Raw genomic sequence first — 26,038 nt, forward strand, 5'->3', positions numbered from 1 at the left:
TCCCGCTGCCCTGGGTCACTGCGCTGCGCGCGTGATGACGAACGGCGCGACGGCCGCCGAAGGGTCGATCGGAAACGGTATCAGAGACCCAGCGCGCCGCCGTCCGAGCGCGGGTCGTGGGTCGCCTCGATCCGCCCGTTCCGGGGATGGCGGACCAGCATGCCGGCATGGCCGAGCGAGTCGATGTAGGAGCCGCCGAGTTCCTCGATCTCGTGGCCGAGCCGGCCCAGGGCCGCGATGCAGGCCGGATCGAACCGGTCCTCCACCTTCACGCTCAGGGAGGGCGCGCCCCAGGTGCGGCCGTAGAGCAGGCGCGGCGCGTCGACCGCGTCCGCCACCGGCATCCCGTAATCGGCGTAGCGGGTGAAGATCTGGGCCTGGAACTGCGGCTGCCCGTCGCCGCCCATGCTGCCGTAGCTCATCACCCGCCCGTCGTCGAAGGCGGCGAGCGCCGGGATCAGCGTGTGGAACGGGCGCCGGCCCGGCTCCAGGGGATTCACGGCCTTCGGGTCGAGGGAGAACGACATGCCCCGGTTCTGCCAGCAGATGCCGGTGGCGGGCAGGACCGTGCCGGAGCCGTACTCCCAGTAGACCGACTGGATGTAGGAGACGGCGAGGCCGTCCTTGTCGATGGCGCCCATCCAGACCGTGTCGCCGTGACCGGGATCGGGCAGGGGCACCCGGGCGGCGCGGCCCATGTCGACGAGCGCGGCCTCGCGGGCGAGCCGGTCCGGGGTCAGGAAGGTGGCGGGATCGTGCCGCAGGCGGGCGAAATCGGTGACCACCCGGTCGCGGATCGCGAAGGCCCGCTTCGTCGCCTCGATCAGCCCGTGGTAATGGGCCGTGGTCTCGGGCTCGGCGATGTTGAGACGGTCGAAGATCCCGAGGATCAGGAGCGCCGCGAGCCCCTGGGTCGGCGGCGGGAAGTTGTAGAGCGTCGCGTCGCGGCGGCGGATCGACAGGGGCGCCCGCTCGACCGCCGCGAAGGATTCCAGATCCGCCCGGGTGACCGGCGCGCCGAGGCGCTCCAGGTCGGCGGCGATCTCCCGGCCGATATCGCCGCGGTAGAAGTCGCCGAGGCCCGCATGGGCGAGCTGCTCCAGGGTGGCGGCGAGCAGCGGGAGGCTCCGGGTCTCGCCGGCCGGGAACGGCTTGCCGTCCTTCAGGAACGTCCGCGCGAAGTTCGGGGCGTCGTGGAGGGTGTCGAGTTCCTGGGGCACGTAGCGCGCCTCCGACGGGGAGACCGGGACGCCGGCCCGCGCCTGCGCGATCGCGTCGGCCAGCAGGGTCTCCAGCGGGAGGCGGCCGCCCAGCGCCCGCGCCAGCTCCAGGGCGAGGCGCCAGCCGCCCACCGCGCCGGCGACCGTCACCATCGCGTCGGGGCCGCGGGCGGGGATCGCGTCGTAGCCCTTCTCGCGATAGCGCGGGATCGTGGCGAGGCGCCCGGCCGGACCGCAGGCCTCGATGCCGCGCACCCGCCCGCCGCGCTCGCGCACGAGCCAGAAGCCGTCGCCGCCGATTCCGTTCATGTGCGGGTAGACCACCGCGATGGAGGCGGCCATCGCCACCATCGCCTCGATGGCGTTGCCGCCCTGCGCCAGGACGGTCTGGCCGGCCTGGGCGGCGAGGCTGTGGGGCGCGGCGACGGCGGCGGACGTGAAGACGGGGGTCTCGGGCATCGACGGTCCTGTGGTGTACCGGCCGCAGGGTTAGGCGAGCGCGCGGCTTCTGCAAAGGTCGAGCGTGTTCGACCAGCACGCCGTGCTATTCTGCGGCCCGTACTGTCGCCGACTAGCGGCCCATGGTCCGGAAGCTCATAGCCTCGTTTGCCCTGGCCCTCTCGGCCGTGCCCGCCGCGGCCCAGCAGCACGTGCCCTCGGTCTTCGAGGGCGCGGGCGCCGATCCGCGCGTCTCGGTCTCCCAGCCGGAGACCACCAGCCAGGCCTCCGGCGGCTACGTCCGCTCGGTCGAACCCTCGCTCGGCCCGCTCGGCGATCCGCTGGGGATCCGCCCGGTCCTGAAGGAGCGGGGCATCGAGTACAGCCTGACCTACATCGTCGACGTGCTCGGCAACCCGGTCGGCGGCCTGCGGCAGGGCGCGATCGTCGAGGACCGCCTCAACCTGCGCCTCAACCTCGACCTCGACAAGCTCGCGGGCTGGCAGGGCGCGACGGTCCACGCCAACGCCTACTTCATCCACGGCACCGGCCTGTCGCGCTACTATGTCGGCAACCTGCTCACGACGAGTGTCATCGAGGCGCTGCCGTCGACGCGGCTCTACGTTCTCTGGCTCGACCAGAGCCTGATGGACGGAAAGCTCGGGATCCGGATCGGCCAGCAGGCCGCCGATACCGAGTTCTTCGTCAGCCAGACCGCGACCCTGTTCGTGAACTCGACCTTCGGCTGGCCGGCCATCACCGGGCTCGACCTGCCGAGCGGCGGCCCGGCCTACCCGCTCGCGGCGCCGGCGATCCGGGCCAAGTACGTGCCGGGCAACGGCTTCTCCCTGCAGGTCGGCCTCTACGACGGCGATCCGGCCGGCGCGAACCGCCCCGGTCGGGATCCGGAGGCACAGCGCCTCGACCGGACGGGCACGAATTTCCGCTTGCGCGATCCGGCCCTGGTCATCGCCGAGGTCACCTACGCGTACAACATCGCGCCCGGCGCCCGGGGATTGCCCGGGGACATCACCCTCGGCGGCTGGCAGCATTTCGGCCGGTTCGACAGCCTGCGCTTCGACATCACCGGCGTGCCGCTGGCCGACCCGAACGCCACCGGGATCGGCCGGCCGGTGCGCGGCAATGCCGGCCTCTACGCGATCTACGACCAGACCCTCTACCGGGAATCCGGCAAGGACGACGAGGGCCTGGGCTTCTTCGTGCGCGCGGCGTGGTCGCCCACGCGTTCGAGCCTGATCGACGCCTACGTGGATACCGGCCTCGCCTACAAGGGCCTGTTCGAGGGGCGCGACGACGACACGATCGGACTCAGCTTCGCCTACGCCCGCATCGGCGACGACGCCCAGCGGGCCGACCGGGACACGATCCTCTACACCGGGATGCCGATGCCGCGCCGCCGCGCCGAGGCGGTGATCGAGGCGACCTATCAGGCGGTGGTCGTGCCGGGCTTCACGGTGCAGCCCGACGCGCAGTACGTCATCCGGCCCGGTGCCGGAATCGCAGGTCCGGACGGGCGCCGGCTGCGCAACGCGGCGGTGCTCGGCCTGCGCGCGACCGTGCAGTACTGAGCCGGCCTGCGACCGCGGCACCCGGAACGCTCCCGGGCCTCCGCCTCTTTCAGCAGCATGTTGATTTTCGAGTGGGTCGTCGGCGTCCTGTTCGGCGCCGTCCTCCTGGCCGGCGTCGCGCGCCGGCTCGGTGCGCCATATCCCGCCTTCCTGGCGCTGGGCGGCGTCGGCCTCGCCTTCGTGCCCGGCGTCCCGAACCTGCGGCTCGATCCCGAACTGGCGCTCGCCCTGTTCCTGGCCCCGGTCCTGCTCGATGCCGGGTTCGACGCCTCGGTGCGGGACCTGAAGGAGAACTGGCGCGCGGTGCTCGGGCTCGCGGTCGGGGCCGTGGCGGTGACGACTGTCGCGGTCGCGGTCGTGGCGCGGCTCGTCGTGCCGGACATGCCGCTCTCCGCCTGCATCGTGCTCGGCGCCGTGGTCGCGCCGCCCGACGCCGTGGCGGCGCTGGCGGTGCTCAAGCACGCGCCGATGCCGCACCGGCTCGCCACGATCCTGCGCGGCGAGAGCCTGCTCAACGACGCGGCCTCGCTGCTGATCTACCGGCTCGGCGTGACCGCCGCGATGGCCGGCACCTTCCACCCGGCGGAGGTGGCGCCGGCCTTCCTCCTGGGCGTGGTCGCGAGCCTCGTCGTCGGCCCCTGCCTCGGCCTGCTGTTCGTGGCCGTGACCCGGCGCGTGACCGATCCGGCGAGCGCGATCGTGCTCCAGTTCGTCGCCGCCTTCGGGATCTGGCTCGCCGCGGAGCGGCTGGAGCTGTCGGGGGTCCTGACCATCGTGACCTTCGCGGTGACGGTCGCCCGCCGGGCACCCGGCGTCACCGCGCCCCGCGCCCGGGTGATCTCCTACGCGGTCTGGGACACGGCGGTGTTCGTGCTCAACGTCCTGGCCTTCGTGCTGATCGGTATCCAGATCGACCCGATCCGGGACCGGTTGAGCGGCGCGGACGCGTGGCAGGCGCTGATCCTCGCGGGCGCGACCTTCGCCACCGTGGTCCTGACCCGCCTCGCCTGGGTGATGCCGACCACAGGGATCCGCGGGTTCGGCCTCCGGCAGGCCGGCGCCCCAGCGCGGCTGGGCCCGGGGATCGCCCTGTCGTGGGCGGGCATGCGCGGGATCGTCACCGTGGCGGCCGCTCTGGCGCTGCCCGCCGAGTTCCCGCACCGGGATCTCGTGGTGGTCACCGCCTTCGTCACGGTGCTCGGCACCCTGATCGTCCAGGGCCTGACCCTGCGGCCGCTGCTCGCCCGTCTGCGGCTGGAGGACGACGATCCGGTGGGCCGGGAGACCGGTTGGGCCCGCGCGGCGGCCTACGAGGCCGCCCTGGAGAGCCTCGCCGACGCCGAGAACGAGCCGGCGACCGACGCCCTGCGGGCCGAGTTCCGCGCGGCCCTCGCGGAGGCCGAGGCGCATGACGAGGGCTTGGCGCCGGAGAGCCTGCCGGCGGATGCCGCGCGGCGGCGCGCCGTCGAGGCCGCCCGCGACGCGGTGCTCGCCCTGCGCCGCCAGGGGCGGATCGGCGACGACGCCTACTACCTGCTGGAGGAGGAATTCGACTGGGCCGAGCTCAGCGCGACCCCGCGCGCGGAGACCTGAGCGCGCCCCGTCAGACGCCCTTGCGCGCCGCGATCCGGGCCTCGATCGCGTCCCAGACCGCGACCGACAGGTCGGGGCCCCCGAGCCGCTGGATCGCCCGGATGCCGGTGGGGGAGGTGACGTTGATCTCGGTGAGATGCCCGTCGATCACGTCGATGCCCACCAGGATCAGGCCCCGCCGCGCCAGTTCCGGGCCGATCGTGGCGCAGATCTCGCGCTCGCGGTCGGTCAGCTCGGAGGCGGAGGCGGCGCCGCCGCGGACCATGTTGGAGCGGATGTCGTTCGCGGCCGGGACGCGGTTGACCGCCCCCATCGGGACGCCGTCGACCAGGATGATGCGCTTGTCGCCCTCGGTGACCCGGTCGAGGTAGCGCTGCACGACCCAGGCCTCCCGGAAGGTCGTGGCGAACAGGTCGAACATCGAGCCGAAATTCGGGTCTTTCTCGGTGACCTTGAACACGGCCGCGCCGCCGTGCCCGTGCAGCGGCTTCATCGCCACGGTCCCGTGCTCCAGCCGGAAGGCCTCGATCTCCGCCTTGTCGCGACTGATCAGCGTCGGCGGCATCAGCTCGGGGAAGTCGAGGACGAACAGCTTCTCGGGCGCGTTGCGCACCTCGAAGGGATCGTTGACCACGAGGGTCTCCGGATGGATCCGCTCGAGCATGTGGGTGGCCGTGATGTAGGCCATGTCGAAGGGCGGGTCCTGGCGCATCAGCACCACGTCCGCCTCGGCGAGGTCGATCCGCTCCGGCGGCGCCAAGGTGAAGTGCGCGCCCTCGACGTCCTGCACGGTCAGCCGCTCGACGCGGGCCGTCACGCGACGGCCCTGCATCGAGAGCCGGTCGGGCGTGTAGTAGACGAGCGCGTGCCCCCGCCGCTGGGCTTCCAGCAGCAGGGCGAAGGTGGTGTCACCCGCGATCCGGATGTTCTGGATCGGGTCCATCTGGACCGCGACGGTCAGGCTCATACCAAACGCCCCTCGCCAACGGCGGGCAACTCGACCGGGTCCCGTCTCAATCGTCGGACAGGGACTTGCTGCCGGTGCGCTTGTCGTAGTCGCCGATCGCCGCCCGGCATTCCGGGGACAGGCGCTTGCGGTTGCGCATCATGCAGCGATCCGCGTCCTGGCTGTTCGGATCGACGCCCGCGCAGAGGCGGAAATAGTCGTTCGCGCAGCCGAGCTGCAGGCCCTGATCCTCCCGCTGGGCGTAGGCGGGGCCGGCGGTCAGCGCGAACAGCGCCAGCGCCGCAGTAGCCAAGCCGCGGCGGCGGAAGGCGCGCAGGGATCGTTCCGGAACCAGTCGCATTCAGCGGTGTCCTCAATCTCGATCGGGCGGAGAGCCGACACGACGGTCCCGCCATCGCCCGTGCCCGGCATATCGGTCGGGCCGGGCGGTAGGCAAGCGCCGAGGGTCCCGACGGGTTCCGCGCGGCAACGTCGCGGCCACGCTTCGCCGCGGTGTGGCGCGCGGGTCGCACAGCGCCGCCGCCCGGCGGGCCGTCCGCACATAAGAAGGCCCCGTCCGGATCGGACAGGGCCTCAAGTCGAAGGGAGGAAACGCCCGCCATGGGCGCGAACACCCACGCAATTCACGCGCCAACTCCTGCGAGCACCGAGATTCCCGGCGGGGGCCCGGAAAGACTCCGTTAACCACGTCGTGCTGGATTGTTTCGGTAGCCCTTGCCGACGCCCTCCGAAGGGCCCGGGCCAGATGCTCGGACCGCCGACAGGAGCCGGAGACCATGACCCTCATCAAGCCGCTGGAGACCGGCGAAGCCCGTTCGTCGAAGCCCGTCGCCGATCCGGCGCGCAGAGCCGCGCAGGCCCCGTCCGCCACCCTGATCCCGTTCCCGGGCGCGGAGGCGCGGCGGACCTGCCGGATCCCGCGCTCCGGCGAGCGGCGCGGCGAGATCCTCCTGTTCCTCGGCGTGCGCTACGAGCGCCTCGCGTCCTGAGGACGTCCCCGCGCATGTCAGCCCGGCCGCGCGACACCACCGACGGTTCTCCCATGTCAGCCCCGGATCGCCGGCAGCCCGACCGCGCGCGCACCACGCTGCGCCTCGCCCCCGCCGGCGCCGCGCTCGCCCTGCTCGCGGCCTGCACCCAGAGCGGCGATTTCGGCCGGCCGCGCACGGGGGTCTGGAACGGGCTCATCGACACGACGGGCAGCTTCAGCACCCGGGATCGTGGGCGCCTCCTGCTCGATTCCGGCCTCACCGACGACGAACTGACCCTGCGCGACCGCGCGTGGCGGTTCGTCGCGCCGGCCAGCAACTTCACGGCCTTCCAGGACACGGTGTTCGGCCTCGCCAGCGCCCACGCGCTCCCGCCGACGTGGCGCTACGAGGAAGTCGGCGCCTATTACGAGGCCCTGACGGAGGAGCCGTCCCGCTCCCCAGTCTCCCGCTACCGGAAGCTCAGCGACGACGCGACCGCCGACGCGCGGCTGATCCCGCTCTTCGTGGCGCTGGCCGCCCGCGTCATCGACGCGGATGCCGCTCGCCTGCGCAGCCTGCCCTTCGCCAAGACCCTCGACGACGCCGCCGTGCGGGATGCCGTCCAGCGGGTCGCCGAGAACCGCTGCCTGATCGCCTGGGTGCGCTTCGAGGCCGGCCTGCGGCTCGCCCGCTACCGGTTCGCGCTGGAGCACCTGTTCGCGGCCGCGCCGGCGCCGGAATCGGTCTCGGCCGAGCGGTCCATCCTGATGCTGGCCGCGCGCCGCAACCTGCTCGACCCGCTCCTGCCGCCGGACGCCGCGGCCCGGTGCGGCCTCGGGCCGCTTCCGCTGCCGCCCCCACCGGTCGCGCAGGCGGAACCGCTGGTGGTCAAATACTGAGCGCTCGAGGCCGCCCGAGGATGAGGGTCGTGCCGCGCGGATGGCCGGAGGCCGGACTCCGCCGGCACTAGTACTTCAGTCCGGTGTCGCAGAGGACGGTCACGGCGGTCGCGTCGCTGGGGAGGCGCCCGGACGACAGCAGCGCGACCGTCGCCGCGACGTTGGCCGCCGCCGAGTAGCCGACGTGCAGGCCCTCCCGCGTCGCCAGGGCCCGCCGCCACTCCTCGGCCGCCGCGTCGGTCACCGGGATGGACAAGTCCATCAGGCCGGCCGTCCAGTGCGGCGGGACGCTGCCGTAGCCGGTGCCCTGGATCAGGTGCCGGTGCTTCGTGACCGGCAATCCGCCGAGGGGCTGACAGCCCGCCGGCTCGACCGCGGCGCAGATCAGGGACGGGTTGCGCTTGCGCAGGGCCGCGGCCACGCCGAGGAAGGTCGCGCCCGTGCCCACGGCCGCCACCCAGGCATCGACCCGGCCGGACGATTGCGCCCAGATCTCTGGTCCGGTCGTCTCGCGATGCGCGCGCAGGCCCTCCGGCGCGTGGAACTGGTCGATGTAGAAGCCGCCCCGCTTGGTCGCGACCCGCTCCGCCGCGTCAGCGGCCGCCCGCACGTCGGCGCCCGTGACCTGCCCCGGGACGCCGTCCACCTGCGGCACCCGCACGACCTCCGCCCCGAGCGCCTCGAGCATCCGCACGCGCTGGAGGCTGTTCCCGGCCGACATCGTGACCACGAGCGGGTGCCCGAGGGCCGCGCAGGCCACCGCGAGGCCGGCCACCATGTTGCCGCTGGTCATCTCCACCACGGGCGCCCCCGCGGCGAGGCGGCCGTCCGCGCGCGCGGCCAGCAGGATGGCGCGGGCGGCGCGGTCCTTGACGCTGCCGCCGGGCTGCATGAACTCGGCCTTCGCGAGGATGCGGCCCGGACCGGGATGGACGCGTTCGAGGGCGACGAGCGGCGTGTTGCCGATCAGATCGAGGGCGGATCGCGTGATCCCGGCGGCCGAGGACGGCATCGTCGCGGCGGCTGCGATCATCGCGTCGGCGGGGCCGGCGCCGTCATCCGGGAGAACGCGGGGCCGCGGGGGCTCGGCACCGGCCGACCGGCGCCGCGGACCCGTGCGGCGTCCTCGCTCAGCGTCCCGCTCCCTTGCCCGACGCATCCTTGCCCGACGCGTCCTTGCCGGGCGTGTCCTTGCCCGCGGACGCATCGTCCGTCGGCGTGTCGGTGGTGCAGGAGACGGCCTGGACGGCGGCGTTGGCGGCGGGCCTCTGGCTCGGGAGACCGGCGATCACCCGCACCACCACGAAGCCGCGCGCGTCGGGCGCGACGATGCGCACGTCGCGGCTCGGATCGTTCTCGTCGTCGTCGGCCAGCGCCTCGTCGTACTGCGCCCGGGTCAGGATCACGAGATCCAGGGCCCCGCGGACCGCGGCCTGATCGGTCACCGCGTAGAACGCCCCGCGGCGGGCATGCGCGGCGAGCGAGAGCGACAGCGGACCGGTGCGGGCCGAGACGCGCATGGGCCCGTCCGCGAGGTTGTAGGCGCAGACGCCCACGGCGACCGCCGGATCCGGGATCGGCAGCCACGCCTCGGGCGGGGAGGGGTCGTCGCCGGTCGCGACCGCGTAGATCGATTGCGGATGGTCCAGGTTCTCGCTGGTGCGGGCGCGCGAGACCGCGTCGGCCTCCGACAGGGCGGGGATCGCCAGGACCGCCGCGATGTGGACGATCCCGGCGAGCACGAGGCCGATCAGCGTGGCGTAGACGAAGCGCAGGCTCACGGGGCGCACCCCACGCGGGTGATGGCCGGCACGGCACTTCGGTCGAGGGATCCGACGCTGGCGGCGACCGGCGTATCGTACAGGCGCAGGGCGAGGCGGACCGGCCCGCTCGCCCGCGGGCTCGGGAGCCAGTTGCCCGGCTGGACATCCGGCGCGAGCGTGATCGTGAAGCGCCCGTCGGCCGTGCGCAGCACTTCCGTGGAGGTGAAGCCCTCGCGCAGCGGCGCGCGGCCGGGTTCGCGCGCGCCGCGCCCGGCGACCGTGACGGTCCAGGCGCGGGCGGGCGGTGTCGCGCCGCCGATCCGGTACGTGCAGGTCGCGTCGAGCGCCTGACCGGAATCGTCGACCGCCGCGGTCAGAAGCAGGCCCTCACCGACCGCCAGAGGGATCTCGCCGCGGCGCGCGTTGACGGCGCGGGTGTAGGGATCGGCATTCGCCGCGCCGGCCCGCGGCCACGCGGTCCAGGCTCCGACCTGCACGCCGCCGAACGGGTAGCCGCCGCTCGTGGCCCAGTCGGCGCTGGCGAGTCCCAGGACGGCGCCCAGCGCCAGGGTGTAGGCGGCGAGGCCGGCGATCGAGCTCTTGCGCCAGAGGCGCAGGACGAAGCGCGCAGCGCCGTTGCGTGGGGCGCCGGCGAACACGGAGGTCCGGCCGAGCGCCTCGGGGATCGTGAGCTTCATGCGCTCACCGCACCTCGGTGAAGCCGCCGACCGGGCGGGCGCCCTCGGCGACCTCGCGCAGCTGACCCGACGGCGGCGCCGCCGCCCGGTCGCCGGGCTTCCGGCCGGTCCTCGGCGCGCTTCCGGCGCCGGCAGGCGCGTCCGCGGCCGAGCCGGGCGCGCGCTCGACGGTGCGGAACAGGCCGTTCAGGCCGCTGATCACCTCGAAGGAGCGGCGCGAGAGCTTGCCGTAGGCGCTGGCATTGGGATCGGTCGGCGCGGTCGGGCCGCCGGAGGCCTGCTGCTGGGCGGCGCGCGGGCTCTCCTTCAGGCCGGGCAGGCCCTTGATCTCGATGCCCTGGTGGGCCGGCTCCATGACGTCGTGCCAGAGCTGGGCCGGGAGGGAGCCGCCGGTGAGCTTGTTGGTCGAGGTGTGGTCGTCGTTGCCGAACCAGACGGCGCCGACGTAATTGCCGGTGTAGCCGACGAACCACGCGTCCCGGTAGGCGTTCGTCGTGCCGGACTTGCCCGCCACCTTCACGCCCTCGAGCTGGGCCCGCTTGCCGGTGCCCTCCTCGACCACCTTGTTGAGCATGAAGTTCATGTCCGCCACGACCTGGGGCGAGAGAACCCGCTCGGGCGCCTCGTCGGCGTGGCGGTAGATCACCTCGCCGGACGAGTTCTTCACCTCGATGGCCGCGTAGGGCTTGGCGCGGAAGCCGCCGTTGGCGAACACCGCGTAGCCCGCCGCCTGGTCGATGACCGTCACCTCGTCCGAGCCGATCGGCATCGAGACCGTGTCGATCAGGTTCGAGGTGATGCCCATCTTGTGCGCGAGTTCCGTGATCTTCGCGCGGCCCGCCTTGGCGGCCTTGGCCTCGTGGGAGATGCCCATGGCCTTGCCCAGCGAGATCGAGATCTTGATCGGGATCGTGTTGATCGACTTCGCCACCGCGAGCCACATCGGCACCCGTCCGGCATAGGACCGGCCGTAATTCTGCGGGCACCAGTTGCCGATGCAGACGGGGCTGTCGACCACCGTCGTGTCGGGCTTGAACAGCCCGGAGGCGAGCGCGGCCGAGTAGACGTAGGGCTTGAACGAGGAGCCGGGCTGGCGCAGCGCGTCGGTGGCGCGGTTGAACTGGCTCTCGCCGTAATCCGCGCCGCCCACCATGGCGCGCAGCGCCCCGTCGGGATCGAGGATCACCATGGCGGCCTCGTCCACGTCGTAGGCGTCGCCGGATTTGCGCAGGATGTCGGCCACCGCCTCGTCGGCCCGCTTCTGGATCGCGAGGTCCAGCGGCGTCTTCACGGTCAGCACGCGGTCGTTGCGCAGCTTGCCCGCGTCGGCCATCGCCTTGATCTCGCCGAAGGCCCAGTCGAGGTAGTAGTCGGCGGTGATGTCGCGGGTGCGGGTCACCGGCGTCGCCGGGTTGCGGAGCGCCGTCTGGATCTGGCCCTCGGTGACGAAGCCCGCCTCCACCATGTTGTGCAGCACGTCCGCCGCCCGCGCGCGCGCCGCCGGCAGGTTGACGTGCGGGGCGTACTTGGTCGGCGCCTTGAACAGGCCCGCCAGCATGGCGGCCTCGGCGAGGCTGATGTCCTTGAGCGGCTTGCCGAAATAGTAGTCCGCCGCCGCCACCGCGCCGAAGGTGCCGCCGCCCATGTAGGCGCGGTCGAGGTAGAGCTTCAGGATCTCGTTCTTGGTGAGATGGCTCTCGAGCCACAGGGCCAGGAACGCCTCGTTGACCTTCCGCTCCAGGGAGCGCTCGTTCGTCAGGAACAGGTTCTTGGCGAGCTGCTGGGTGATCGAGGACCCGCCCTGCGTGCCGCTGCCGCCGCGGGAGTTGTTCACCAGCGCCCGCAGCGTGCCGATCGGGTCGATGCCCCAGTGCTCGTAGAAGCGCCGGTCCTCGGTGGAGACCAGCGCCTTGATCATGATGTCGGGAAAGTCGTCGAGCTTCAGCGAGTCATCGTGCTTGATGCCGCGCCGCCCGACCTCGGTGCCGTAGCGGTCGAGGAAGGTGACGGCGAGATCCTGCTGCTTCAGCCAGTTCTCGCTGGTGAGCTGGAAGGCGGGCTGCGCCAGCGCGAGCATCAGGATGGCGCCGCCGGTCCCGATCGTCACTCCCTCGCTCGTCAGGTCGAGGGCGACGCGCTTCCAGCCGCGCACCGCGAAGCGGCTCATGACGCGCTGGAAGCGCTCGTAGGCCTGACCCGTGGACTGGCCGCCGTCGTACAGGCTCGCGTTGACCCAGGCGTCGAAGGCGAGGGCGGCGCGTTCGAGGCGGACCTTGATCTCGGTGAACGTCGGCAGGCGCACGATGTCGAACCCGGCTTGTCGAGCGCCTCTGCGGCGGATCCTGGCGGCGGATGGTCGGGCGCCCGCGCCGCGGACACGAACCCTGCGCCGGCGCCACCGCACGGCATCCGACGTCCATAGCAGGATCCGGAACCGGCGGCGAGGCTCTGCGCAGTCTCGTGATTCGCCGCGGACGAGCTTGGCCTTAACGCACGACGGGGCGATCCGGTCGCATGGCAATCGCAGGGCGGCCGCCGGCGACACTCGGCTGCCACGCTTGCAGCGGTGCCGCGCCTCGGGCAGAGAGGCGGCCTCCCCTCTGAGAGACTTTCCCGATGCCCAAGCCCGAGGCGCCGCGCCGCGGGGCGGTCGAGCCGTTCTGGCGGACCAAGACGCTCGAAGCCATGACCCCGTCCGAGTGGGAGAGCCTGTGCGACGGCTGCGGACGGTGCTGCCTGATGAAGCTCGAGGACGAGGATACCGGCGAGGTCCACCACACCGATATCGGGTGCACCCTGCTCGACGGCCTCACCTGCCGGTGCCGCGACTACGCGCGGCGGCAGAAGCGGGTGCCCGACTGCGTGCGCCTGACGCCGGAGGCGGTGCGGTCGATCGCCTGGCTGCCGCCGACCTGCGCGTACCGGCTCGTGCGCGACGGGCAGCCGCTCTACCCGTGGCACCCCCTGATCTCCGGCCGGGCCGCGAGCGTGCACGAGGCGGGCATCTCGGTCCGCGGCCGGCTCGCCGGCAACGAGGAGGAGTTCTCGGAGGACGAGTTGCCGGACCGGATCGTGGCTTGGCCGGGCCTCGATCCCGGCGCGGTGTGAAGCGACCGCACCGGACGTCCCCTCGAGCGATCGGCCGAGTTCGCGAGCCTCGGTCGGTACGCCCTAGCCGGCCCCGGCGTGTCGGCCGAGCAGCCGGCCGCCGGCCAATCCGTTCGCCGCGATCACGATGGCGACCGCCGCCGCGTGGAACAGCAGGTCCGTGGCGGTGGCGTCGTGCGGGTGGACCGGCATCAGCAGCGCCGCCGCCGCCGCCGCCACCGCCAGCCCCCCGAGGGCGGCCGTGAGGTTCGGCCGCAGCGGGCAGGCGCGCCGCAGCATCACGACGATCAGCACGGACAGCGGCACCGAGACGCAGATCAGGAAGCTGAAGCAGCCCGTGATCGGGTGCTCGCCGTGCATCTCGGCCCCCGGCGCGATCCAGTCGCGCAGGCAGCCCAGCCCGCTCGCGCCGATCCAGAGCGCGAGGGGCGGCAGCGGCAGCAGCGCCCAGCGGCCGGACCGTCCCGGCACGCTGGTGGCGAAGGCCGCGTAGGCGGCCGTGATCGCCGTCAGTACGGCGCCCAAAGCCGCGAGGGCCAGATCCGGCACATGCATGCGCAGCATGAAGCCGCCGGTCCCGACCCAGGCGGCGAGGACCACGCCGAGCACCAGCGTCACGCCGAGCCAGAGGGCCGCGCGGGCCTCCGGGGCCGGCAGCGGCCGCACGGGTTCGAGCCCGACCGCGAGTTCCTCGACCAGCCGCTCGTGGCGGGACAGGTCGCCGCCGGCCCAGTTGCTCCCCTCTCCGGGCATCACTCCCGCTCCTGCGTCAGGCTGGCCCGGAGCGCCTTCAGCGCCCGGTGCAGGTTCACCTTGAGGGCCCCCTTGCTGCGGCCGGTAAGGGCGGCGGTCTCGTCGAGCGACAGCTCGCGCAGGCCCAGGTGCTCGACCGCCTGCCGCTGGCCGTCGGGCAGGGCCGCCACCGCCCTGGCCAGGGCGGCGGCCCGGTCCCGCGCCTCCAGCCCGTGGCCGGGGGCCGGCCCCGGATCGACCTCCGCCTCGTAGGCCAGCGGGTCGTTGACCTCCCGCGGGCGCCGCCCGGCGCGGCGCAGCCGGTCGATCGCCCGCCGCTGGGTGATGGCGCGCAGCCAGGGCAGGAACGGCCGGGCCGGATCGTAGCTCGCCCGAGCCCGGTGGACGGTCATCAGCGCGTCCTGCACGACGTCGTCCACCGCCTCGCCGCGCACGCCCTGCGCCCGCGCGATCGCCGAGACCACGGGCAGACAGGCCTTCAGCAGCGCGCGATAGGCGGCCGCGTCGCCGCCCTGGGCCGCCGCCATCAGGGTCGCCAGTTCCTGTTCGAGCGCCATCCGGGCTCCGCCGTCGTTCCGTCCCCCGGCACGCGGCGTGTCTAACCCACGGTCCGATCCCGACGCCAGCACCCAGCCGCGCGCCGGCATCCCGCCCGGGACGGCGAGGATCATCGCACGGCCTCCCGGACCGTCGCGGCGGGCGACGTTGCGGGAGACGCGGCGAGGCGCGCGGCGCCCAGGATCCGCCCGTCCTCGGACTGGAGCAGCAGGGCCGCCGTCTCGCCCTCGGGACGCGCCGACGCGAAGGTCGCGGCGGAGCCGGACCAGCGCCCGAGGTCGCGCACCGACCGGACGATGTTGGCCTGCTCGATGGTGCGCCCGGCATTCTCGCCGCGCAGCACGCGGGTGGTGTGGCTCGGATCGTACCCGATCAGGAGGACGCGGCCCGCGGCGCCGCCGGCCCCGGCACCGATCTGCGCGACGACCTGCTCGCCGTCGCGGGCCAGCGTCACGGGAATGCCGGGCCCGGCCTGCCGGGCGCGCGCGATCGCGGCGCGCAGGCCGGCCTCGTCGGAGCCGACCAGCCCGACCTGCCCGTCGATCACCGCCTGCGGCGTGTAGGTGGGTCCGCCGAGACGGGCCGCGTAGGCCTCCTGGCGGGCGGTGGCGGCCGGCAGGGCGTAGCGATCGCGCCAGTCGAGATGGTTCCAGTAGGTGACGTGGAACGCGAGCGGCAGGACATCGCCCTGCGCCCCCGCCGGCTCGTGGGCGAGGCGGCCGATCAGCGCCTCCGCGGGCGGGCAGGAGGAGCAGCTCTGCGAGGTGAACAGCTCGACGACGACGGGGCGCTCCGCCGCGTCGGCCGGGTAGAGGCTGCCGCACAGCAGGGCGGCGGCGATCAAGAGGGCAGGGCGCATGGCCGGAACTCCCGCACGCCGGCGGTTCGGACCCGGCGTACCGGCTCCTTCGGCGGCGGCGCGGCGGCGGTTACACCGGCGGCGCGAGCTCGAAGGCGTCGACGTCGCGCAGCAGGGCGACGAAGGCCCGGGCGCCGTGGTCGAGCGCCGCGCGGCCCGCCTCGGCCGTGCCGAGCCGCGCGTCGCCCATGGCGCCCGAAGCCTGGAGATCGCCGGCCTTCCACGCGAAGGCGGCGGGGCGGCCGGCGCGCAGGTGGGTGAAGTCGCGGATCATCGACAGCGTGCGCGGCGGGAAATCCGCGACCCGGTCGGTCCGGACGAGGTCCGGCCGCAGGGCCAGCATCAGCGCCGTCTCGATGCCGCCGGCGTGGATGCCGTGGGCGATCTCGTCCGCCGGGAACAGACCCTCGGGATAGCCGAGCCGCGCCCAGGATGTCGTGACCGCGACCATGCCGAACCGGGCGCGCAGCTCGCCCGCCACGAGATCGATGAGCGCGCTGTTACCGCCGTGGCTCGTGACGATCACCAGCTTGCGGCAGCCGGCGCGGTGGACGGCCGCGCCGATGCCCGTCCAGGCGGCCAGCGCCGTCCCGGTCTTCAGGGAGAGCGTGCCGGGAAACGCGTCGTGCTCGTCGGACTTGCCCACCGGCTGGACCGGCAGCAGCAGCACGTCGAGATGCGCCGGCACGCCGTCGCGCACCCGGGCGAGGTAGCCCTCGGCGATCACGGTGTCGGTCGCGAGGGGGAGGTGGGGACCGTGCTGCTCGACGGCGGCCACCGGCAGCACGGCGATCGCGCGACCCATGTCCCGTTGGGTGAAGTCTTCGGTGGTCAGCTCGGACCAGAACTGCGCCGTCATCTCTGCCGCGGCCTCCGCCCGCCCCGCACGCGGCGGGTCCGGAAAGCGATCTAGCCGGCAGGCCGGCGCCGAGTCGACCGTCGCGCCGGCGATCCTTCCTCAGACAACCGGTCCCGCGCCGGCCCGGATCGCGTCAGGCGAACAGCGCGTCGATGTCGTCCTGGGAGGGCGTGGCGTCCACGGCCTGCGGGCCGTTCAGCATGAGGTCCTCGGCCCGGGTCCGCCGGGCACGCTCGGCGGGATCCATGGAGGCCGCATCGCGGGCCTTCACGGCGCCGACGAAGCGGGCGAGGCGCTGCTCGAACAGGCGCAGCGATTCGACCACCTTGGCGATCCGCTGGCCGGTGATGTCCTGGAACGCGCAGGCCTCGAAGATCGTGTTGATGCGCTCCTCGACCGCGTCGCGGTAGCCCGGCCCGTCGGGCAGACCGAGCATCGCCTCGGCGGCCTCCATGATGGTGTTGGTGGCGCCGGCGGTCGCCTCCACGACGCTGCCGAGCTCCTCGTGCGCCATGGGGATGCGGTCGCGACTCATCTCGTTCGCGCGCAGCGCCCCGATCTCCTCGCGGAGATGGGCGATGTAATCCGCGATCTCGATCAGCTCGGAGATCACGGTCTGCGGCTCGCGAAGTCGCAGATCGGTCTGCCGTGCGGCGGCTGACGACATGCTCTCCTCCTCGGATCTGTGACCGTCCTCGCCGGCCACGCCACGTCTCGGCGTCCGGCGGCGCGGGAGCGATCCGTCCGGACGCGCGGTGGTCGAAGACGGGAGGCCGGTCAGCTGCCGCAGACCGCCTCGATCTTCGACTTCAGCGTGGCCGCGTTGAAGGGCTTGACGATGTAGTTGTTCACGCCGGCCTTCTTGGCCGCGATCACGTTCTCGGTCTTCGATTCGGCCGTCACCATGATGAACGGCGTCGTCCGAAGATTTTCGTCGGCGCGCACGTGACGGAGCAGCTCGTAGCCGGTCATCGGCTCCATGTTCCAGTCGGAGATGACCAGCCCGTACTTGCGACCCTTCAGTCGTGCGAGCGCCTCGGTCCCGTCGGAAGCGTCGTCGACCTCCTCGAAGCCGAGCTGCTTCAGTAGATTGCGAATAATGCGGACCATCGTCTGGTAATCGTCGACAACGAGGATCGGCATGCTCAGGTCGAGAGCCATCGAACAACTGCTCCGTATTGCCCGGCGGGAAGCCGCGGCGGCTCCCGGATAGATTAACGCTTCGCTAACGCTGCAATTTAGCTGCGCTGCACAGCATTTCAAATAGGGCATGCGCATTGCGAAGCCGTTAATCGGCGCGGGCGGCGCATGGCCGCCCGCGCGGCGTCGCCTCGCTTGACCCTCCGGGCGCCTTTCGGCAGGGTCCGGCCGCGTCGGGCCCCTCGCGGACATGTCAGGCGACCCTATCCGACCCTTCCGAGCACTCGACCCGAACCGATGGCCACAGGCGACGACACGGCCGCGCGACCCTTCACGATCTGCCGCGCCGACGCCCCCGTCCCGCCGGCCCTGGCCGGCGCCGTGGCGGCGATCGGCAACTTCGACGGCGTCCATCTCGGGCACCGGATGCTCGTCGACAGCGTGCGCGCCGCCGCCCGCGCGGCCGGGCGGCCGGCCGCGATCCTGACCTTCGAGCCGCACCCGCGGGCCTACTTCACGCCCGACGCGCCGATGTTCCGGCTGACCGGCCTCGCCGCCAAGGAGGTCGTGTTCGCGCATCTCGGCCTCGACGGGCTGATCGTGCGCCGCTTCGACGGGGCCCTGGCGGAAACCGGCGCCCGCGCCTTCGTGCTCGATTTCCTGAAGCGGTCGCTGGGCCTGTCCGGCGTGGTCGTCGGACACGATTTCCACTTCGGCCGCGGCCGCGAGGGCACGCCCGCGATCCTGGCCGACCTCTGCCGGGAGGCGGGGATGAGCTGCCGCATCGTGGCGCCGGTCGCCCTCGGCGGCGAGACCGAGCCGGTCTCCTCCAGCGCGATCCGCGAGGCCCTCGCGGCCGGCGACGTCGCCCGCGCCAACGCGCTGCTCGGCTACCGCTGGTTCGTCCTCGGCGCGGTCCGCCACGGCGACAAGCGCGGCCGCCAGCTGGGTTTCCCCACCGCCAACGTGATGCTGCCCGATTGCGGGCTCGCGCACGGCATCTACGCGGTGCGGGTCCGCCTGGCCTCGGGCGCGTTCCGCGACGGCGTGACGAGCTACGGCCGCCGCCCGACCTTCGACGACGGCGCACCGTTGCTGGAGACCTACCTGTTCGACTTCTCCGGCGATCTCTACGGGCAGGACATCGCCGTGGAGTTCGTCGGGTACATCCGCGGCGAGGAGCGGTTCGCCAGCGCCGAGGCGCTGGTCGAGCGGATGCATGTCGACGCGGCCGCGGCCCGGACCATGCTGGCGCGGGATGAGACCCCGTCGATGCTGACCTGAGCCCCGCGGGCATCGCGGCGGGCGCGGATCGTGTAGAAGGCACCATTGAGCAGGAGGCGGACGTGCTGGGTCGTTACGAGCGCGCGAACAACGGCGAGGCGGTCGTCGAGTACGGCGACGGCACCATGCGGGTGGTCAAGCCCGGCAGCTTCGTGCGCTGCGCGGTGACCGGCGAGCCGATCCCGCTGGACGCCCTGCGCTACTGGAGCGCCGCCCGCCAGGAGGCCTACGTCTCCCCCGAGGCGATCCTCAGGCGGCTCAAGGAAACCGGCCGCCCCTGACGGTCACGGCGCGCCGAGCGCGCCGCGGATCTGCCGGCGCAGGGCGGCCGCGTCGTCGAGCGCGAGGCGGACGCGCAGCACCCGCACGCCCGCCGCGAAGGCCGGCGGCAGGCGCACCGCGTCCTTCTCGGTGGTGACGAGCGCGGCGTCGAGGCGCCGGGCCGCCTCGGAAAGCGCCGCCAGCTCGCGCGCCCGGTAGGGATGATGGTCGGGGTAGGGGCGCGTCCCGACGATCACCGCCCCCGCCTCGGCCAGGGTCGCGAAAAACTTCTCCGGGCGGCCGATCCCCGCGAAGGCGAGGCAGCGGCGGCCGGCCAAGTCGTCCGTCTCCGGGACGAGGCGCGCCCGGTGGACGGGCAGGCCGCGCCGCGCGGCCGCCCGGGCGACCGCCTCGCCCCCGGCCCCGTCGCCGATCACGATCAGGCCACCGACATGCGGCCACTGCCGGGCGAGCGGCGCGCGCAGCGGCCCCGCCGGGAACGGCAGGCCGTTGCCGAGGCCGGCGGGGCCGTCGACCACAGCGAGGCTGAGGTCCTTGGCGAGTCTCGGGTTCTGGAGGCCGTCATCCATCACGACGACGTCGGCGCCGAGGCTCCGGCACAGGGCGGCCCCGGCCGGGCGGTCGCGGGCGACGATCGCGGGCGCGAGCCGGGCGAGGAGCAGCGGCTCGTCGCCGACATCGGCGGCGGCGTGGTGCGCGGGATCGACCCGCACCGGGCCCGCGAGCCGGCCGCCGTAGCCGCGCGACAGGAAGGCCGGCGCGGCGCCGAGGTCCGCGACGAGGCCCGCGACCGCCAGGGCGGCCGGCGTCTTGCCGGCACCGCCGAGGGTGAAGTTGCCCAGGCACAGGACCGGGCAGCCGGCCCGCGCGCCGGGGCGGTCCATCCGCCGCGCGACGAGCGCCCCGTAGGCCACGCCGACCGGCGCCAGCGCGCGCGCGGCCGGGTGATCCGGCCCCGCGGCCCAGAAGGCCGGCGGTCGCATCAGGCCCGCGCGAGCGGGCGCGCGGGGCTGCCGCGATCGAGGCGCTGGAGCTTCATCTGCGCCACGAACGGGTCGAGGACAGCGAGCGTGCGCGCCACCGCCCCCTCGAACGGCTCCAGGGCACGCTGCCCGGCGCAGGCCATGTCGGCGAGGCGCTCCCGGTCGCCGAGGAGCTCGGCGGCGACCGCCGCCAGCTCGACGCCGTCGCGCACCGGCATGGCGCCGCCGGCGCGGTCGAGGGCGTGGTAGATCACGCCGAAATTCTCGGTGTGCGGCCCGTGAAGCACCGCCGAGTCGAGCCGCAGCGGCTCGATCGGGTTCTGGCCGCCCCGCGGGACCAGGGAACCGCCGAGGAACACCAGGGGGCTGAGGCGGTAGAACAGCCCCAGCTCGCCGATCGTGTCGGCGACGTAGACTTCGATCGAGGGATGGGGTCGCCCGCCGGTGGACCGCAGCGCGCTGCGCAGGCCGACGGCGTTCGCGCAGGCGACGGCCTCGCCCCCCCGGGCCGGATGACGCGGGGCGATGATGGTCAGGAGCTGGGGGAACTGCGCCTTCAGCATCGCGTGCGCGTAGGTGACCATGGCCTCCTCGCCGGAATGCGTGCTCGCCGCGACCCAGACCGGCCGGCCGGCCACCATGGATCCCAGATAGGCGAGCTGCTGCGCGTCGGCCGGCGGCACCGAGGCGTCGAATTTCAGGTTGCCGGCGATGCTCACCCGCGGCGCGCCGAGCTTGGCGAAGCGCTCGCCGTCCTCCTGGGTCTGCGTGAGGCAGATCGCGATCCGCGCCAGGAGCGCCTTGGCGGTGCGCGGGCAGCGCTCCCAGCCCCGGAACGAGCGCTCCGACATGCGCCCGTTGACCAGGATCAGCGGGATCTCGCGCTCGTCGAGCGCCAGGATCGTGTTCGGCCAGATCTCCGACTCGGCGATCACCGCGAGGTCCGGCTGCCAGTGGTCGAGGAACCGTCCGACCCAGCGCGGCGCGTCCAGGGGCATGTACTGATGCACCGCGCCCGGGGGCAGCCGGACGCCGACCAGCTCGGCGGCCGCGCGCGTGCCGGTGGTGACGAGGACCGAGAAGCCGCGGGCGATCATGCCCTCGACGAGCCCGATCAACGACAGGGCCTCGCCGACGCTCGCGCCGTGCATCCAGGCGAGCGGCCCGACCGGCCGGGCCCGCCCCGGGAGGCCCCGCCGCTCCGGGAGCCGGCGCGGATCCTCCTTGCCGCGCTGCGCGCGCCACGCGAGCAGGCCCGTCAGCGCCGGCTCGCCGATGCGCAGGCCGGCCCGGTAGGCCTGTAGCGGCAGGGTCACGGAGGGGCGCCTCACGCGAGGTCTCCCACCGGCGCCTGGCCGATCTCAGGGACCTGGTCGCGGTAGAGCGCCGCCCGGTCAGAGCGCCCGACGAGCGCGTAGGCACGGGCGTGGACCCGGTTCATCTCGGCCTCGACGAAGCGTCGGAGCGTCTCGAATGCTTCGCCCTCGCAGTCCCGCGGGACGTAGATCGGGTCGCCCAGCACGATCGCGCCGCGGCCGAAGGGCAGCCCGAGGCAGGCCCGGTCCCACGAACTGAAGCGCAGGTGCCGGCTCGTCACCACGGCCGCCGGGACGATCGGCCGGCCGGAGAAGCGCGCGAGGGTGAGAATCCCGGCGTCGCATCGGCGGGAGACCTTCGGCACGTCGGCGCTGAAGGCCACGGATTCGCCGGCCTTCAGCGCCCGCAGCATCGCCCGCAAGCCCTCCGCGCCACCCTTGGCGCGCTGATCGGTGGCGCGGCCGCGGCCGCGGGCGCCCGAGGCGCGCATCACCCGGATCCCGAAGCGCTCCAGCGCGATGGTGTTGATGTTCCCGTCCGGGTTCCGCGAGATGATCGTCGCCACGCGGTCGCCCGGCCGGCGCAGGAGCGGCATCATGATGTGCTGGCCGTGCCACATGCCGAGGATCAGCGGCGTGCGCGCGTCGATCCACCCGTCCGCCGCGCCCGCGGACGCCTCGCCCGCGTGGATCTCGAAGCGGTTGGTGAGGCGCACGAGCCGCAGATAGGCCGCCGCGAGACGGCCGAGGAGGCGCTGCACGGGGGGGTTACGGAGGAGACGCTTACCGAGGCTCATGTCACGCTTGGGGCGGGCCGGCGTGCCGCCGCCCGATCAGGTCCGGATCGAATTCGACCGCGCATGGTCTAGCTCCCGCTCCGGAGACGAGACAATCGGCCTCGTCCACAACCACACGGTTAGGCCGCCGGGATCGGCGGGCGTTCCGACGCCGCGGATGCTCCCGCGGCGCGGCGAAAACACGGCAGCGGGCCTTGTTTAGATTAATTCCAGACTATAGATTGGAATGGATCCAAAGAAGGAGATTCGCATGGCCGCCGCCCTCGACAGCGCCGCCGACCTGCACGCCGAGGCGCGCCGCGCCTTCGTGCTGCGCTACGTGCAGCCCGGCCTCGCCGGCCTGATCGACGGCTCGGTCTCGACCCTCGCGCCGATCTTCGCGGCGGCCTTCGCCACCGGTCACAACGGCGCGACCTTCCTGGTGGGGCTCGCGGCCTCGGTCGGGGCCGGCATCAGCATGGGGTTCACCGAGGCCCTGTCGGACGACGGCGCCGTCACCGGCCGCGGCGATCCGTGGCTGCGCGGCCTGGTCTGCGGGGCGATGACCACGCTGGGCGGCCTCGGCCACACGCTGCCCTACGCGATCCCCGACACGCTCCCGGCCGGCTGGCCGAACCCGTTCGTCCTGGCCACGAGCCTCGCGGTTCTGGTGGTGATCGTGGAGCTCGCGGTCATCGCGGCGATCCGCACGCGCTTCATGGCGACGCCGTTCTGGCGCGCGGCCCTGCAGGTCATGCTCGGCGGCGCGCTGGTGCTGGTGGTCGGGATGCTGATCGGAAGCGCTTGACGGGACGCGCCGCGCCCGCGATGCGGGGCGCCTTTCCCCGTGTCGAGGGTGACCATCGGCGTTGACCTTCCGCCTCGCCCATCTCAGCGATCCGCATGTCGGGCCCCTCGGGCCGGTGCGCCTCCGCCAGCTCCTCGGCAAGCGCGCCACCGGCTACGCCAACTGGCGGCGGGGGCGCTCGCGCAGCCACGACATGACCGTGCTGGAGGCCCTGGTCACCGACCTGAAGGCGCAGGAGGCCGGGCACGTCGCCTGCACGGGCGACCTGTGCAACATCGGCCTGCCCAGCGAGTGGGAGACCGCCCGCACCTTCCTGGAAGCCCTCGGATCCCCCGAAGCGGTGAGCTTCGTGCCGGGCAACCACGACGCCTATGTCCGCGGCTCCCTGGAAGGCCTGCTCGCCGCCTGCGGCCGCTACACGGGGGACGATTCGGGCTCCTGGGGCCACTTCCCGTACCTGCGGCGCCGCGGCCCACTGGCCCTGGTCGGCCTGTCCAGCGCGATCCCGACGAAGCCGTTCGTGGCGACCGGCCGCCTCGGCGCGTCGCAGCTCGCCGCGGCCGAGACCCTGCTCCGCGCCCTGGCCACCGAGCCCGGTCGTCCGTTCCGCGTGGTGATGATCCACCATCCGCCGCAGCCCGGCGGCGCCTCGCCGGGCCGCGAGCTCAAGGACGCGGCGGCGTTCACCGCGATGATCGGGCGGGCCGGCGCGGACCTGATCCTGCACGGTCACAATCACGTCACCAGCATCGACCGGATCGCGGGGCCGGACGGGCGGACCGTCCCAGTCATCGGAGCTCCCTCCGCCTCGGCGCGCGCGGACGGTCACGGCGCGATCGCGTCGCGCCGGGCCTCCTACCTGCTGTTCGAGATCGGCCGGGTGGACCAGGGGTTCTCGGTCACGGCCCGTCGGCGGGGCCTCGACGCGTCGGGCACCGTGGGCGATCTCGGCACGCTCGACCTCGGCGCGCCGGGCGGAGCCTGAGGGCGTGAGCCGGCACGGCCGTCGTGACGGCGGCGCCGGCCCCATGATCGGCAACGATGCGGTTCAGATGCCGGCGACCGCGAGGTCGGCGCGCTGCTGTCGGCTGAGACTTGCTTCGTAGCGCTCGGCCTGGAGGCGGGTGAGACCGCATATCAACGCGAGTGTCCCGCGATACACGGTATAGGTGCCGTCGTGAGTCGGCCTGACGCGAATCACCTCTGCCATGGGAGCCTGCCTTATGCTGGAGGTTGCCTGCTTTCGTCTGAGGAAATCGTCCCTTCTCGCTGGATTGGCCGGTCGAACGCGCGAACGAGGGCGAGGTTATCAGTCGTTCCAAAGGTGGCAAGGGTCGTATACGTCGAAATGCTTAGGTCTTTCTGCTGCAATGCGGCAAAGCCTTGGCCGGCCTCGCGATCCGCGGGTGCGCAAAAAAGCGGCCGCCGTCTTGCATTTTGAATATGCTGCGCGGGTCGGCCGGGAGCCGCCCGGGCGGCGCGAATCGTAGGATGGATCCCGCCCGTCCGGGCGCGAAAGGACACCCCATGCAGCTCTGGCGTCTGACGGCGACCGACCTCGCGGCCCTGATCCGCTCCGGCCAGGTCTCGGCCCGGGAGGTGGCGCGGGACGCCCTCGACCGGCTCGACGCGGTCAACGGGCGGATCAACGCCGTGGTCGAGCACCGGCCCGAGGACGTGCTGGCGCAGGCGGACGCGGTGGACGCCGCCCGGGCGCGCGGCGAGGCCCCCGGTCCGCTGGCGGGCGTGCCGGTCACCGTCAAGGTCAACGCCGACCAGCGCGGCTTCGCGACGACGAACGGGCTGCGCCTCCAGCGCGATCTCGTGGCGACGGACGACAATCCCGTCGTCGCCAACCTGCGCCGGGCCGGCGCCGTGCTGCTCGGGCGGACCAACACCCCGGCCTTCTCGCTGCGCTGGTTCACCACGAACCAGCTCCACGGCGACACCAAGAATCCCCGCGACCCGGCGCTCACGCCCGGCGGCTCCTCCGGGGGCGCCGGCGCCGCGGTGGCGGCCGGGATCGGCGCCATCGCGCACGGCACCGACATCGCCGGCTCGGTGCGCTACCCGGCCTATGCCTGCGGGGTGCACGGGCTGCGGCCGAGCCTGGGCCGGATCCCGGCCTGGAACGCGTCCTCGCCCGAGCGCGGCATCGGCCCCCAGCTGATGGCGGTCTCCGGCCCGCTCGCCCGCAGCATCGCCGACGTGCGCCTCGGCCTCGAGGTCATGGCGGCGCCCGACCCGCGCGACCCGTGGTGGGTGCCGGCACCGCTCGAGGGACCGCCCGTCGCGCGCGAGGTCGCGCTCTGCGTGCGGCCCGGGGGGCTCGCCACCGCACCGGAGGTCGAGGCCGCCCTGCGCGAGGCCGCGCGGCGCCTGAGCGAGGCCGGGTGGGCGGTCACGGAGATCGCCGACACCCCGCCGATCCGGGAGGCGTGCGAGCTGCAGCTCCAGCTCTGGCTCGGCGACGGCTACGCGGCGGTCCGGGCCGCGGCCGAGCGGGAAGGGGATCCGGCGGCGATCGGCCTCCTGGAGAGCTTCCGGCCGCGGGCCGAGGCGATGGCGCCCGACGCCATCGCCCGGGCTCTGACCCGGCGCGCGACGCTGGCGCGGGACTGGGCGCTGTTCCTGGCCGAGAACCCCGTGCTGCTGGTCCCGGTCTCGGGGGAGTTGCCCTTCCCGGACGGCCTCGACCGCACCGGCGATGCCGGGATCGCCCGGGCCTTCGAGGCGAACCTGCTGCAGGTCGGGCTGGCGCCGATCGGCGTCCCGGCGCTCACGGTGACGACCGGCCTCGTCGGGCGGACCCCCGTCGGCGTGCAGCTGGTCGCCGCCCGCTACCGGGAAGACCTCTGCATCGCGGCCGGCGCGGCGATCGAGGCCGGCGGCGTGCCGGAGATGCCGGTCGACCCGGCATGAGGCGCAACCGCGTCCGCCGGAACCGAACCGTCGCCGCCCCGCTTCTACAACCATTGGTTGCATAAGGCGCGGCATGTCGATGATCGCCACCGGCGGGTGCCTCGGGAGCACCCTGCTCTGTCTCCTGACCGCGTCGTCGGGACCGCTCCTCGCCCTGGCGGGCTTCTTCGGCGGCGGCACGGCCGGCGGCCTGCTGGGCGCACTGGCGGTCGCGGCCCTCGGCCGGGGTCGCGCTTGATCGGGGCGCGGCCG

Annotated in this window: 27 protein-coding genes and 1 pseudogene; 11 read left to right on the forward strand and 17 right to left on the reverse strand. The window is 73.5% G+C overall.

Annotated elements, in window-relative coordinates; genetic code table 11:
* Positions 1 to 80: 80 nt before the first annotated feature.
* Entirely contained in the window at positions 81 to 1,679 is a 1,599-nt protein-coding gene (locus tag ACLBYB_RS24700; RefSeq protein ID WP_447700366.1) for a gamma-glutamyltransferase family protein, read from the reverse strand.
* Between the two features lie 122 nt (positions 1,680 to 1,801).
* Between ACLBYB_RS24700 and ACLBYB_RS24705 the strand changes: the two genes are divergently transcribed.
* Both ACLBYB_RS24705 and ACLBYB_RS24710 read left to right on the forward strand, forming a co-directional pair.
* A complete protein-coding gene (locus ACLBYB_RS24705) occupies positions 1,802 to 3,247 on the forward strand; it encodes a carbohydrate porin (protein ID WP_447700367.1) in 1,446 nt (481 codons plus the stop codon).
* Between the two features lie 57 nt (positions 3,248 to 3,304).
* Complete coding sequence (locus tag ACLBYB_RS24710) at positions 3,305 to 4,840, forward strand: cation:proton antiporter (protein WP_447695212.1); 1,536 nt, start codon at positions 3,305 to 3,307, stop codon at positions 4,838 to 4,840.
* 10 nt (positions 4,841 to 4,850) lie between these two features.
* Here the strand turns inward: ACLBYB_RS24710 and gshB are convergent, their stop codons facing one another.
* A complete protein-coding gene (gshB, locus tag ACLBYB_RS24715) occupies positions 4,851 to 5,807 on the reverse strand; it encodes a glutathione synthase (protein ID WP_103985405.1) in 957 nt (318 codons plus the stop codon).
* A 46-nt stretch (positions 5,808 to 5,853) separates the two neighbouring features.
* A complete protein-coding gene (locus tag ACLBYB_RS24720; RefSeq protein ID WP_020093681.1) occupies positions 5,854 to 6,147 on the reverse strand; it encodes a hypothetical protein in 294 nt (97 codons plus the stop codon).
* A gap of 436 nt (positions 6,148 to 6,583) precedes the next feature.
* Here ACLBYB_RS24720 and ACLBYB_RS24725 point away from each other — a divergent pair, with 436 nt between their 5' ends.
* Entirely contained in the window at positions 6,584 to 6,796 is a 213-nt protein-coding gene (locus ACLBYB_RS24725) for a hypothetical protein (RefSeq protein WP_042674087.1), read from the forward strand.
* A 53-nt stretch (positions 6,797 to 6,849) separates the two neighbouring features.
* Positions 6,850 to 7,677, forward strand: a complete 828-nt coding sequence (locus ACLBYB_RS24730) for a hypothetical protein (protein ID WP_447700368.1) — start codon at positions 6,850 to 6,852, stop codon at positions 7,675 to 7,677.
* Positions 7,678 to 7,744: 67 nt separating this feature from the next.
* Here ACLBYB_RS24730 and ACLBYB_RS24735 read toward each other — a convergent pair whose 3' ends face one another.
* The 4 genes from ACLBYB_RS24735 to ACLBYB_RS24750 form a co-directional block, all read right to left on the reverse strand.
* Positions 7,745 to 8,710, reverse strand: coding sequence for a PLP-dependent cysteine synthase family protein (locus ACLBYB_RS24735; RefSeq protein WP_447700369.1), 966 nt, complete (start codon positions 8,708 to 8,710; stop codon positions 7,745 to 7,747).
* A gap of 97 nt (positions 8,711 to 8,807) precedes the next feature.
* The gene (locus ACLBYB_RS24740; protein WP_107351944.1) at positions 8,808 to 9,467 is read right to left on the reverse strand and encodes a DUF1254 domain-containing protein; all 660 of its coding nucleotides are present in this window, start codon (positions 9,465 to 9,467) and stop codon (positions 8,808 to 8,810) included.
* Positions 9,455 to 10,138, reverse strand: coding sequence for a DUF1214 domain-containing protein (locus ACLBYB_RS24745; protein WP_020093686.1), 684 nt, complete (start codon positions 10,136 to 10,138; stop codon positions 9,455 to 9,457). Before ACLBYB_RS24745 ends, ACLBYB_RS24740 begins: the two co-directional genes overlap by 13 nt.
* Positions 10,139 to 10,142: 4 nt before the next feature.
* Positions 10,143 to 12,440: a transglycosylase domain-containing protein gene (locus ACLBYB_RS24750; protein WP_447700370.1), complete on the reverse strand. Its 2,298-nt coding sequence runs from the start codon at positions 12,438 to 12,440 to the stop codon at positions 10,143 to 10,145.
* A 314-nt stretch (positions 12,441 to 12,754) separates the two neighbouring features.
* Here ACLBYB_RS24750 and ACLBYB_RS24755 point away from each other — a divergent pair, with 314 nt between their 5' ends.
* Positions 12,755 to 13,246 carry a YcgN family cysteine cluster protein gene (locus tag ACLBYB_RS24755; protein ID WP_447700371.1) on the forward strand — a complete coding sequence of 164 codons (492 nt, stop codon included), beginning with the start codon at positions 12,755 to 12,757 and terminating at the stop codon, positions 13,244 to 13,246.
* A gap of 63 nt (positions 13,247 to 13,309) precedes the next feature.
* Here ACLBYB_RS24755 and ACLBYB_RS24760 read toward each other — a convergent pair whose 3' ends face one another.
* From ACLBYB_RS24760 to ACLBYB_RS24785, 6 genes are all read right to left on the reverse strand, one after another.
* The gene (locus ACLBYB_RS24760) at positions 13,310 to 13,999 is read right to left on the reverse strand and encodes an NrsF family protein (protein ID WP_447700372.1); all 690 of its coding nucleotides are present in this window, start codon (positions 13,997 to 13,999) and stop codon (positions 13,310 to 13,312) included.
* The gene (locus ACLBYB_RS24765; RefSeq protein WP_020093690.1) at positions 13,999 to 14,556 is read right to left on the reverse strand and encodes a sigma-70 family RNA polymerase sigma factor; all 558 of its coding nucleotides are present in this window, start codon (positions 14,554 to 14,556) and stop codon (positions 13,999 to 14,001) included. Before ACLBYB_RS24765 ends, ACLBYB_RS24760 begins: the two co-directional genes overlap by 1 nt.
* A gap of 110 nt (positions 14,557 to 14,666) precedes the next feature.
* A complete protein-coding gene (locus tag ACLBYB_RS24770; protein ID WP_447700373.1) occupies positions 14,667 to 15,416 on the reverse strand; it encodes a DUF1223 domain-containing protein in 750 nt (249 codons plus the stop codon).
* A gap of 70 nt (positions 15,417 to 15,486) precedes the next feature.
* Complete coding sequence (locus tag ACLBYB_RS24775) at positions 15,487 to 16,275, reverse strand: creatininase family protein (protein ID WP_447700374.1); 789 nt, start codon at positions 16,273 to 16,275, stop codon at positions 15,487 to 15,489.
* 133 nt (positions 16,276 to 16,408) lie between these two features.
* Positions 16,409 to 16,942, reverse strand: coding sequence for a protein phosphatase CheZ (locus tag ACLBYB_RS24780; protein WP_020093693.1), 534 nt, complete (start codon positions 16,940 to 16,942; stop codon positions 16,409 to 16,411).
* Between the two features lie 110 nt (positions 16,943 to 17,052).
* Positions 17,053 to 17,436, reverse strand: coding sequence for a response regulator (locus tag ACLBYB_RS24785; protein WP_012317888.1), 384 nt, complete (start codon positions 17,434 to 17,436; stop codon positions 17,053 to 17,055).
* Between the two features lie 276 nt (positions 17,437 to 17,712).
* On the opposite strand from ACLBYB_RS24785, the gene ACLBYB_RS24790 reads away from it, so the two are divergent.
* A complete protein-coding gene (locus ACLBYB_RS24790) occupies positions 17,713 to 18,699 on the forward strand; it encodes a bifunctional riboflavin kinase/FAD synthetase (RefSeq protein ID WP_447700375.1) in 987 nt (328 codons plus the stop codon).
* Positions 18,700 to 18,761: 62 nt separating this feature from the next.
* The gene (locus ACLBYB_RS24795; protein ID WP_020093695.1) at positions 18,762 to 18,980 is read left to right on the forward strand and encodes a DUF2093 domain-containing protein; all 219 of its coding nucleotides are present in this window, start codon (positions 18,762 to 18,764) and stop codon (positions 18,978 to 18,980) included.
* Between the two features lie 3 nt (positions 18,981 to 18,983).
* On the opposite strand, the gene lpxK is transcribed toward ACLBYB_RS24795, so the two are convergent.
* The 3 genes from lpxK to ACLBYB_RS24810 are packed head-to-tail and all read right to left on the reverse strand — an operon-like array spanning position 18,984 to position 22,077.
* Positions 18,984 to 19,964: a tetraacyldisaccharide 4'-kinase gene (gene lpxK / locus ACLBYB_RS24800; protein ID WP_447700376.1), complete on the reverse strand. Its 981-nt coding sequence runs from the start codon at positions 19,962 to 19,964 to the stop codon at positions 18,984 to 18,986.
* Positions 19,964 to 21,295: a 3-deoxy-D-manno-octulosonic acid transferase gene (locus ACLBYB_RS24805; RefSeq protein ID WP_447700377.1), complete on the reverse strand. Its 1,332-nt coding sequence runs from the start codon at positions 21,293 to 21,295 to the stop codon at positions 19,964 to 19,966. Before ACLBYB_RS24805 ends, lpxK begins: the two co-directional genes overlap by 1 nt.
* Complete coding sequence (locus ACLBYB_RS24810) at positions 21,292 to 22,077, reverse strand: lysophospholipid acyltransferase family protein (protein WP_447700378.1); 786 nt, start codon at positions 22,075 to 22,077, stop codon at positions 21,292 to 21,294. The genes ACLBYB_RS24805 and ACLBYB_RS24810 overlap by 4 nt, the downstream gene beginning before the upstream one ends.
* A gap of 295 nt (positions 22,078 to 22,372) precedes the next feature.
* Here ACLBYB_RS24810 and ACLBYB_RS24815 point away from each other — a divergent pair.
* Positions 22,373 to 22,864 (forward strand): annotated as a pseudogene (locus ACLBYB_RS24815) (VIT1/CCC1 transporter family protein); the annotation flags it as partial.
* 61 nt (positions 22,865 to 22,925) lie between these two features.
* On the forward strand, positions 22,926 to 23,849 hold the full coding sequence (locus tag ACLBYB_RS24820; RefSeq protein WP_447700379.1) for a metallophosphoesterase family protein: 924 nt from the start codon (positions 22,926 to 22,928) through the stop codon (positions 23,847 to 23,849).
* 63 nt (positions 23,850 to 23,912) lie between these two features.
* Here ACLBYB_RS24820 and ACLBYB_RS24825 read toward each other — a convergent pair whose 3' ends face one another.
* Positions 23,913 to 24,074 carry a hypothetical protein gene (locus ACLBYB_RS24825; protein WP_012317896.1) on the reverse strand — a complete coding sequence of 54 codons (162 nt, stop codon included), beginning with the start codon at positions 24,072 to 24,074 and terminating at the stop codon, positions 23,913 to 23,915.
* 317 nt (positions 24,075 to 24,391) lie between these two features.
* On the opposite strand from ACLBYB_RS24825, the gene ACLBYB_RS24830 reads away from it, so the two are divergent.
* Together ACLBYB_RS24830 and ACLBYB_RS24835 are read left to right on the forward strand one after the other, a co-directional pair.
* Positions 24,392 to 25,786, forward strand: a complete 1,395-nt coding sequence (locus tag ACLBYB_RS24830; protein WP_447700380.1) for an amidase family protein — start codon at positions 24,392 to 24,394, stop codon at positions 25,784 to 25,786.
* 73 nt (positions 25,787 to 25,859) lie between these two features.
* A complete protein-coding gene (locus tag ACLBYB_RS24835) occupies positions 25,860 to 26,024 on the forward strand; it encodes a hypothetical protein (protein ID WP_165923085.1) in 165 nt (54 codons plus the stop codon).
* Positions 26,025 to 26,038: the final 14 nt, after the last annotated feature.

It is taken from the genome of Methylobacterium sp. D54C (assembly GCF_053345595.1).

Bases quoted from the DNA above. Each gene is read 5' to 3' on its own strand.
- ACLBYB_RS24700 (WP_447700366.1), bottom strand. From the start codon at position 1,679: ATGCCCGAGACCCCCGTCTTCACGTCCGCCGCCGTCGCCGCGCCCCAC.
- ACLBYB_RS24705 (WP_447700367.1), top strand. From the start codon at position 1,802: ATGGTCCGGAAGCTCATAGCCTCGTTTGCCCTGGCCCTCTCGGCCGTG.
- ACLBYB_RS24710 (WP_447695212.1), top strand. From the start codon at position 3,305: ATGTTGATTTTCGAGTGGGTCGTCGGCGTCCTGTTCGGCGCCGTCCTC.
- gshB (WP_103985405.1), bottom strand. From the start codon at position 5,807: ATGAGCCTGACCGTCGCGGTCCAGATGGACCCGATCCAGAACATCCGG.
- ACLBYB_RS24720 (WP_020093681.1), bottom strand. From the start codon at position 6,147: ATGCGACTGGTTCCGGAACGATCCCTGCGCGCCTTCCGCCGCCGCGGC.
- ACLBYB_RS24725 (WP_042674087.1), top strand. From the start codon at position 6,584: ATGACCCTCATCAAGCCGCTGGAGACCGGCGAAGCCCGTTCGTCGAAG.
- ACLBYB_RS24730 (WP_447700368.1), top strand. From the start codon at position 6,850: ATGTCAGCCCCGGATCGCCGGCAGCCCGACCGCGCGCGCACCACGCTG.
- ACLBYB_RS24735 (WP_447700369.1), bottom strand. From the start codon at position 8,710: ATGATCGCAGCCGCCGCGACGATGCCGTCCTCGGCCGCCGGGATCACG.
- ACLBYB_RS24745 (WP_020093686.1), bottom strand. From the start codon at position 10,138: ATGAAGCTCACGATCCCCGAGGCGCTCGGCCGGACCTCCGTGTTCGCC.
- ACLBYB_RS24755 (WP_447700371.1), top strand. From the start codon at position 12,755: ATGCCCAAGCCCGAGGCGCCGCGCCGCGGGGCGGTCGAGCCGTTCTGG.
- ACLBYB_RS24760 (WP_447700372.1), bottom strand. From the start codon at position 13,999: ATGCCCGGAGAGGGGAGCAACTGGGCCGGCGGCGACCTGTCCCGCCAC.
- ACLBYB_RS24765 (WP_020093690.1), bottom strand. From the start codon at position 14,556: ATGGCGCTCGAACAGGAACTGGCGACCCTGATGGCGGCGGCCCAGGGC.
- ACLBYB_RS24770 (WP_447700373.1), bottom strand. From the start codon at position 15,416: ATGCGCCCTGCCCTCTTGATCGCCGCCGCCCTGCTGTGCGGCAGCCTC.
- ACLBYB_RS24775 (WP_447700374.1), bottom strand. From the start codon at position 16,275: ATGACGGCGCAGTTCTGGTCCGAGCTGACCACCGAAGACTTCACCCAA.
- ACLBYB_RS24780 (WP_020093693.1), bottom strand. From the start codon at position 16,942: ATGTCGTCAGCCGCCGCACGGCAGACCGATCTGCGACTTCGCGAGCCG.
- ACLBYB_RS24785 (WP_012317888.1), bottom strand. From the start codon at position 17,436: ATGGCTCTCGACCTGAGCATGCCGATCCTCGTTGTCGACGATTACCAG.
- ACLBYB_RS24790 (WP_447700375.1), top strand. From the start codon at position 17,713: ATGGCCACAGGCGACGACACGGCCGCGCGACCCTTCACGATCTGCCGC.
- lpxK (WP_447700376.1), bottom strand. From the start codon at position 19,964: ATGCGACCGCCGGCCTTCTGGGCCGCGGGGCCGGATCACCCGGCCGCG.
- ACLBYB_RS24810 (WP_447700378.1), bottom strand. From the start codon at position 22,077: ATGAGCCTCGGTAAGCGTCTCCTCCGTAACCCCCCCGTGCAGCGCCTC.
- ACLBYB_RS24825 (WP_012317896.1), bottom strand. From the start codon at position 24,074: ATGGCAGAGGTGATTCGCGTCAGGCCGACTCACGACGGCACCTATACC.
- ACLBYB_RS24830 (WP_447700380.1), top strand. From the start codon at position 24,392: ATGCAGCTCTGGCGTCTGACGGCGACCGACCTCGCGGCCCTGATCCGC.
- ACLBYB_RS24835 (WP_165923085.1), top strand. From the start codon at position 25,860: ATGTCGATGATCGCCACCGGCGGGTGCCTCGGGAGCACCCTGCTCTGT.